Annotated in this window: 6 protein-coding genes and 2 pseudogenes; 5 read left to right on the forward strand and 3 right to left on the reverse strand. The window is 51.7% G+C overall.

The features are described 5' to 3' along the window. Positions 1-102 precede the first annotated feature (102 nt). The 3 genes from GOB86_RS14250 to GOB86_RS14260 all read right to left on the reverse strand — a co-directional run bounded on the left by GOB86_RS14250 (position 103) and on the right by GOB86_RS14260 (position 3437). Positions 103-1023: a glucosamine inositolphosphorylceramide transferase family protein gene (locus GOB86_RS14250; RefSeq protein WP_165993257.1), complete on the reverse strand. Its 921-nt coding sequence runs from the start codon at positions 1021-1023 to the stop codon at positions 103-105. 77 nt (positions 1024-1100) lie between these two features. After that, positions 1101-2429, reverse strand: coding sequence for a lipopolysaccharide biosynthesis protein (locus GOB86_RS14255; protein WP_165993259.1), 1329 nt, complete (start codon positions 2427-2429; stop codon positions 1101-1103). 177 nt (positions 2430-2606) lie between these two features. After that, positions 2607-3437 (reverse strand): IS5-like element IS1032 family transposase, encoded by an 831-nt coding sequence (locus GOB86_RS14260; protein WP_165993261.1) that lies wholly within the window; start codon positions 3435-3437, stop codon positions 2607-2609. 219 nt (positions 3438-3656) lie between these two features. Between GOB86_RS14260 and GOB86_RS14265 the strand changes: the two genes are divergently transcribed. The 5 genes and pseudogenes from GOB86_RS14265 to GOB86_RS14285 all read left to right on the forward strand — a co-directional run. Then, positions 3657-4790, forward strand: a complete 1134-nt coding sequence (locus GOB86_RS14265) for a glycosyltransferase (protein WP_165993262.1) — start codon at positions 3657-3659, stop codon at positions 4788-4790. A 187-nt stretch (positions 4791-4977) separates the two neighbouring features. After that, on the forward strand, positions 4978-6039 hold the full coding sequence (locus GOB86_RS14270; RefSeq protein WP_165993264.1) for a glycosyltransferase family 4 protein: 1062 nt from the start codon (positions 4978-4980) through the stop codon (positions 6037-6039). Positions 6040-6061: 22 nt separating this feature from the next. After that, positions 6062-6156 (forward strand): annotated as a pseudogene (locus GOB86_RS14275) (IS5/IS1182 family transposase); the annotation flags it as partial. 74 nt (positions 6157-6230) lie between these two features. Continuing rightward, positions 6231-6647 (forward strand): annotated as a pseudogene (locus GOB86_RS14280) (transposase); the annotation flags it as partial. 80 nt (positions 6648-6727) lie between these two features. Beyond that, positions 6728-6963: transposase (locus tag GOB86_RS14285; RefSeq protein ID WP_165993266.1), on the forward strand; the 236-nt coding region annotated here is incomplete at its 3' end.

Consider the following 6963-nt stretch of genomic DNA (forward strand, 5'->3'; position numbering starts at 1 on the left):
ATATCCATGAAAGTGAACGACTTTCTGGATTTCCCAGTTCCGGAACCTCAGTACAAGATACCCATCACGAAAAGTGCGGAAGAACCCAGTTCTCAGTGAAAATCAACAGCTTTGGGATAGAATCTTGCGGGAGAGTTTTTTTACTTCCCGCCATGCCTGCAACCCGATGCCTCGGGCAGAAAGATCTGTATATTTTGTGTCAATTAGCGTGATATCGTCAACGGCAGCAAGCGTATGCATACCCTTTGTATAAGGTGCGTAGCTGGAAGGGCGCTGAATGGGAGTCCCTGCGTGCGTACGGACTCGTTCTGGCGTCAGCTCATCAAAGGTCAGGGGGCGTATGGCGCCACCATAGGTATAGGTGCAGTCCTGCACAGGCAGAACCACCTTACCATGAAGCACACAGGGTGTGCCACCGGGACGGGTACTGGCGCTGTCCAGCCGCACCGGGTTGGCGTGGTGGCGTGTCCACGGGCCAAGCAGGGTGGGGGCATAGGCAAGGTGGAGTTCACCCACCGGGGCTGGGGGACGCATGGCTGGGGTATAAAACAGCCACCACAAGCCATCATGAAAGAAGGGAGTGGCATCCACGGCAACGTCTTCACCAAGGGGGATCACCGCTGCTTCCTCCCACTGGTCAGGGAAGCGGACACTGCGATAAAGCGTAAGACGGCCGGAATGGTGGGCCTCGGGTAGCATCCAGGTCTCCCCCTTGGCCTCGAAGACATAGGGGTAGGAGAGGTGCCACGGCGTTTGTAGCGCTTTACGCTGTTCCAGCAGGTTGAAGGCTGAATCGTAGATAAAAACATCTATGGAGCCGACGCGCACACGGTAGTCGTAATCTTCTACAAAGACATGCAGCTTGCCATCGCGCCATAGGCCAAATGGGTCGGCACGGAAGCAGAAACGACGCATGGGAGGCGTCCAGACAACCGGCATATCCTCAAGCGATCCGCGCTCCAGAATGGTATGCATGGGGCTGTTGATAATGCCAACGCGCCAGATGTCTTTGTGCAGTCCCATAAACGTCATCCTTCCTTTTTCGGCCTGCTGTTCTCGTCTTTCAGGCGTGGTTCGTTATATATGTCTGGTGTGGTGGTTTATTGCATCTGGGGTGTCTGTGCGACCTTTTGGTTTAACAGGCGCAGAACGGGAAGTGCGCAGACAACAAACATCATCAGCGAAGCCAGAAGTGTTTCGAGCGATGCTCCTTTAATGCCACCAACTCTCATAAACACAAAAAGCAATGGGAAGTAGAGGCACATCACAATAACCCGCCAGCGTAGGAGAATGGATATTCTGTCAACCATGACCAGAAAGGGTTCAAGTGGAATAAGGCAGATGTCCAGCAAAGACCCACCGACAAGCAACAGGAGTATGGTTTGCTGACCTGGCCATACATCATGCAGCATGTAGGAAAACAGGCGGTTGCCAACCGGTGCCGTGAGGGTGAGAGAGATGAGCGAAAAGGCAATGATAATGCCAAATATTTTAAGAATAACGTTCCGTATGCCGTTCCAGTCCTGCGCGTCACGCATACGGATGAATTCGGGGTACAGTGTCGGGATCATCAACTGGGCCGGTTTGGCCAGACCATTGCTAATCTGGCGCGCTACTTTGTAAACGGCGGCCTCACTAGCCCCCAGACGGCCCCCGATGAGGAGAGTGGCGCCTTGCGAGAAGAAAGATTCCAGAACCTGATTGATGCTTGTTTTGACCGTATAGGACCAGATGTCGGGAATGCGTGTCTTGGTGCTCAGAATGCTGGACAGGGACGGGAAGTGGCCAATATGCTTTTTAACAAGGTAAATGCCAGCACAGCTACAGGACACGAACATGGTCAACTGGCTTAATGACCAGACCAGTAGAAAGTAGCCAATGCCAAAATGGCAGAAGAAACCGATACCTGTGCCTGCGGTGCGCACACAACTGGTTAGAAATTCATAAACAGGCACAAGTTTGAAGTGGTTGCACAACCGGAGCATGCCAGTGGACCAGCCAGTATTCATGCACAGGATAGTAAGCATACACAAAGCAGCATCAAATTGGATGTGCTTGCTCCACCCCATAAAGCTGCTTCCCAGAAGTGCAACGCCAGCCAGTCCGGCCAGCATTCCCACCAGCCCGCTTAAAAAGTCGGCTCGAATACAGAATATGAGCACGTCGTTAAAGCGGTCAAACTGCTTTTTTTCAAAGTAGCTGGTGCCGTAGTGTAACAGGGACTGCCACGATTGCAGGTGCGTTACATCGCAGATCATGGCCGCAAATGTGGTTACAAGCAGCATAATGCCAAAATTCTGCAACCCCAGTGCTTGTGCGGCCCATGCAACATACACAAAACTGCACACGGCATTGACCACGCGGCTTCCGATTAGGATGCCTGTATTTCCCAGAATACGTGCAAAAACAGAATGAGGGCTGTGGTCCATGCAATCTCACACACAAAAGCTTGAAGGCTGGACCTTTTACATCAAATTGGTGGTGGGTGGAAATTGACATGCGGTATTCGGGATAGGGTATCGGTATTTGGGACGTGTTGTGAGTAAAAATCAAAATCAACAACGAAGAATTTATTTAAAAATATTCATATTGTCTGAGAGCCTGAATCAGAAAGGGGTTTGATTGATTTTTCGCAGAACTCTGCGGATATGGGCAATCATCAACCACGCGTGGGATGACGAGATTGTTGCCTCGACATCCTTCGTGAGGCGACGGCAACGTCCGAGCCATGCAAAGCTACGCTCCACGATCCAGCGTTTGGGCAAGACGACGAAGCCTTCGGCCCGATCGCTACGTTTGACGATCTCGATCGTCCATCGGCCGAGTTCAGCCAGCGCACCCCGCAACTTCTCGCCAGCATATCCCCCGTCACCGATCAGATGGCGAAGCCAGGGAAACAATGAGCGTATTCTGGTCGCTACCAGCGGCGCACCATCACGATCCTGAATGTCGGCGGGATGTACAACAGCCGCCACGACATGACCCAGCGTGTCGGTCGCGATATGCCGCTTGCGTCCCTTGATCTTCTTGCCCGCGTCATAACCGCGTGGGCCGCCATTTTCAGCGGTTTTAACCGACTGGCTGTCGATAATGCCCACTGAAGGCGTGGCGTCGCGCCCGTCCTGCTCACGCGACAGGATCACGAGAATATGGTTCATGGCTTCCCATCTTCCCTCGCGGATCCAACGGTAGAAATAGCCCTGTACGGTCGTGAAGGCCGGAAAGTGCCGGGGCAACTGCCGCCATTGGCAGCCGGTCGTGACGATATAGAGGATCGCCTCCATGACCCGGCGCAAATCCGTACGTCGTGGTCTCCCCAGTCGTTTCTTCTCGGGCATCAAAGGCGCAATCAGCGCCCACTCCGCATCGCGAAGGTCGCTTGCATACTCCAGGTCGTCCCGGCGATACTGCGCGCGGGTGATTTCAGTCCAGGCCATCTTGATCTCATCAGGTTATCGCAAACCCATGAATCATAATCCACTGAAATCACTCAACTCATTTTCGGTCAGACACTGAGGATAAAGATAAATTTATTATAAATAACCGTTGTGACGTTTTTTTGAGAAAATAATTTTATATAATTGACTTTAGTGCGCATGCATTGTATCTTTTTTGTTTTTTGAGGCTTTTTTGTTTTTCGGAAAATAATTAAGGTTATGATTGATTTATTTGAAAATAATATATGTTACAAAATAGGTATCGTTTTAAGGGATTTCAGGCTGGGTGGTAGTGAGCGTGTTGCCATAGGGCTGGCAAATTACTGGAGCAGTTTGGGGTTTGCTGTTTCTGTATTTGCAGGACGGAATGAAGGTGAGATGCGGAATCTATTATCTCCCAACATTCCTGTTTACTCCGCGTCCGTGCCGGCTTCTGTTTCGGATAAGTATTTGGGAGAAAAGACGGCGTGTGCTGCACGGCAGCATTTTCGGGCTCATTCGGTTCAGGCCTGCTATGTTCCTGGTAATGGGCATTGGCCGGTTGCCCGGCGTCTGGCGCAGTTACCGGATGGGATACGACCGATTATTGTCTCCCAAATCAGTTCGCCGATTTTCAGGCAAGGGAGAAACGCCTTCGGACAGTGGCTATATAATATGCGTATGTACTTTTTGCTACGGAAGAGTGACCATGTTGTAGCTGTTAGCCGTGCACTGGCGCATGACGCGCAGATGGTGCTGATGCGGCATGATGTGCAGGTCATTCCTCTACCAGTCGTGTGGGATGAGCCGGAGCTAAAGCCCGTACCGGATGGTGTGCTGGATATTTTGGCAGCAGGCAGGCTGGTGCCGATCAAGGGGTTTGACATCCTTATCAAGGCCATTGCTCTGGTTAAAAACACACACCCTGCAATACGTTTGACCATTTGCGGGGAGGGGCCGGAGCGGGATAACCTGCAAAAGCTGATTAATGTGCTTGGGTTGCAGGATAACGTGGTGTTGCCCGGGTATGTTGCGAGTATACGCCCATGGCTGGACACATGTCGTCTGTTTGTCCTGTCATCCCACGCAGAGAGTTATGGCGCTGTGCTGGTTGAGGCGCTGGCCGCTGGGCGCCAGATTGTTAGCACCCGCTGTACTCCTGCCTTAGAAGATCTGATGAAAGCGTCATGGGTGGGGGAGGCCGTGGCGGTTGGTGACCCATACGCCATGGCTGCTGCCATATTGCGCCTGCAGGCCGAACCGCCTCCTGCGTGTGAGAAGTTAGCGGCAACCGTGCGGCCATTCCATCTTGCATACGGCGGCAGACATTATCTGTCCTTATTGCTGTCTGGCACGGATGCACGTCGCGCTTAAGTCTGTTTTCTATTCTGGATTATTCTTGCGCGTGGCTCCGTTTGTTGCTGCTGCCTGTGCGCTGCGGGCAGAGCAAGGATTGGTCTGACCACCAAATAGATGATATTAAAACGTATTTGTAATTATTGCAAAGGTTGCGTGGCCGGAGGGTGCGCACTTTGTAGTGGGTGTGTAAGGTCGGCTTGGTATGCGTGTAGGGTTTCTGATTCAACACATTAATAGTCTGGGGGGGACTGAGCGAACTGCCTGTGCCGTCATGAATGGACTGGCCGACCACACCAGCGTAATCCTGATTGAACTTTATTCTCAAGGTCCGGCGGTTTATGGGCTGGACCAGAGGGTGCAGACTGTATCTCTTTTCGACAAACATGTTTCCATGGTCAGTGGTTGGGCACGTCTGGTCTGGCGTTGCTACAGGCAGATACTGGCATTGCGTCTGGATGTTCTGGTGGTTGTAGAAAGCACACATGCTTTTTATGGTGTTGCGGCCTGTAAACTGGCTGGCATTCGTTGTATTGTGTGGGAACACTTTAATTGCAATGTTGATCTGGGTAAGCGCAAACGTAAATGGGGGCGGCAGATTGCCGCACGGTGGGCAAATACGGTTGTAACTCTGACTAACCGGGATATTACGCTTTGGCGTAAAAACATGGCTCCGAAAGCTGAACTGGTCTGTATTCCCAATATGGTTCCAGCACTGCCCCCTGTGCACTATGACCCGGACGCACGGAGTGTCGTAGCTATTGGCCGCTTGACCCCTCAAAAGGGATTAGACCGACTTTTAGAAGCATGGAACAGAATAACGCAGGATGAGCGGGCCAAAGATTGGGTTCTAAAAATTATAGGAAGTGGACCGGCTTTGAAAAAATTGGTGGAGCAGGCAGCACCTCTTGTCAATGTTCAGTTTTTGCCATCGCAAAAAGACGTGAGTGTTGTGTATGCTCGTACGGGCATTTTGGTTTCCACCTCACGGTATGAGGGGTTGCCCATGGTTTTGCTGGAGGCCTGCGCTGCAGGAATACCGATTGTTTCGTTTGATTGCGAAACAGGGCCTGCGGAAATTATTGTATCAGGACAGACAGGGTTTCTTGTGCCGGATGGTGACATAGCATGTTTTGCGCAGGATGTGTTGAAACTGATAGATGATAGGGAACTCCGCCGTAGCTTTTCTGTCGCAACCCAAATGCGGGCTGATGCGTTTTCCTGCAATAGAATTATAGAAAAATGGCTGCATCTTCTTGATGTTTGAAAAAAATTCCGTTGGATCGTCTCTCAAGGCCCATCGCACGGCTTCGAGCCTGCGGTTGAAAAAGGAGGCACAGGCCGTTTGATAGGGCGGACCAAGGGCGGGATGAATACAAAGGTGGAGGGTTCGAAAAACCCTCTGGTTTTAGGTTTCTCTGTGTGATTCCCTCTCTTGTGTGATGACTGGAGGAGTGGCTGATGACGCAGTCTGGTTTCTTTGATGTTGAAGAGCGGCTTGCTCGGTTGAGTGGGCTTGGTGACCAACTTGAAGCATTTTCCCGGACTGTGGATTTTGAGGTGTTCCGTCCGGAGTTGAACAAGGCACTGGCCTATTCAGACGGAAGAAAAGGCGGGCGTCCTCCGTTTGATCCAGTGCTGATGTTCAAAATTCTGGTCATCCAGACGCTGAACAATTTGTCCGACGAACGGACGGAATACCTGATCAACGATCGCCTGTCCTTCATGCGCTTCCTTGGTCTGGGGCTGTCTGACCGCATGCCTGATGCCAAGACCGTCTGGCTGTTCCGGGAACGTCTGACACAGGCGGGAGCAATTGATGTTTTGTTCAACCGCTTTGATGCGACCCTGCGGCATGCCGGTTATCTACCCATGTGGAGGGTTCTAAAAACCCCCTGGTTTTGAGGTCTTCTGTATGATTCTATTTCTTCTGCGTTGATTGAGGGAATGGCGATATGAAGCAGTCTGGTTTCTTTGATGTTGAAGAGCATCTTGCCCGGCTGAGTGGGCTTGGCGATCAGCTCGAAGCGTTTTCCCGGACTGTGGATTTTGAAGCGTTCCGTCCTGATCTGGACAAGGCCCTGGCGTATTCCGATGGAAGCAAGGGCGGACGACCGCCATTTGATCCTGTGCTGATGTTCAAGATCCTGGTGATCCAGACGCTCAACAATTTGTCTGATGAGCGGACGGA

It is taken from the genome of Acetobacter lambici (genome assembly GCF_011516885.1).
Lineage (GTDB): Bacteria > Pseudomonadota > Alphaproteobacteria > Acetobacterales > Acetobacteraceae > Acetobacter > Acetobacter lambici.

Coding starts and splice junctions, on each gene's coding strand:
- GOB86_RS14265 (WP_165993262.1), top strand. CDS start 3,657: ATGATTGATTTATTTGAAAATAATATATGTTACAAAATAGGTATCGTT.
- GOB86_RS14260 (WP_165993261.1), bottom strand. CDS start 3,437: ATGGCCTGGACTGAAATCACCCGCGCGCAGTATCGCCGGGACGACCTG.
- GOB86_RS14250 (WP_165993257.1), bottom strand. CDS start 1,023: ATGGGACTGCACAAAGACATCTGGCGCGTTGGCATTATCAACAGCCCC.
- GOB86_RS14270 (WP_165993264.1), top strand. CDS start 4,978: ATGCGTGTAGGGTTTCTGATTCAACACATTAATAGTCTGGGGGGGACT.
- GOB86_RS14255 (WP_165993259.1), bottom strand. CDS start 2,429: ATGGACCACAGCCCTCATTCTGTTTTTGCACGTATTCTGGGAAATACA.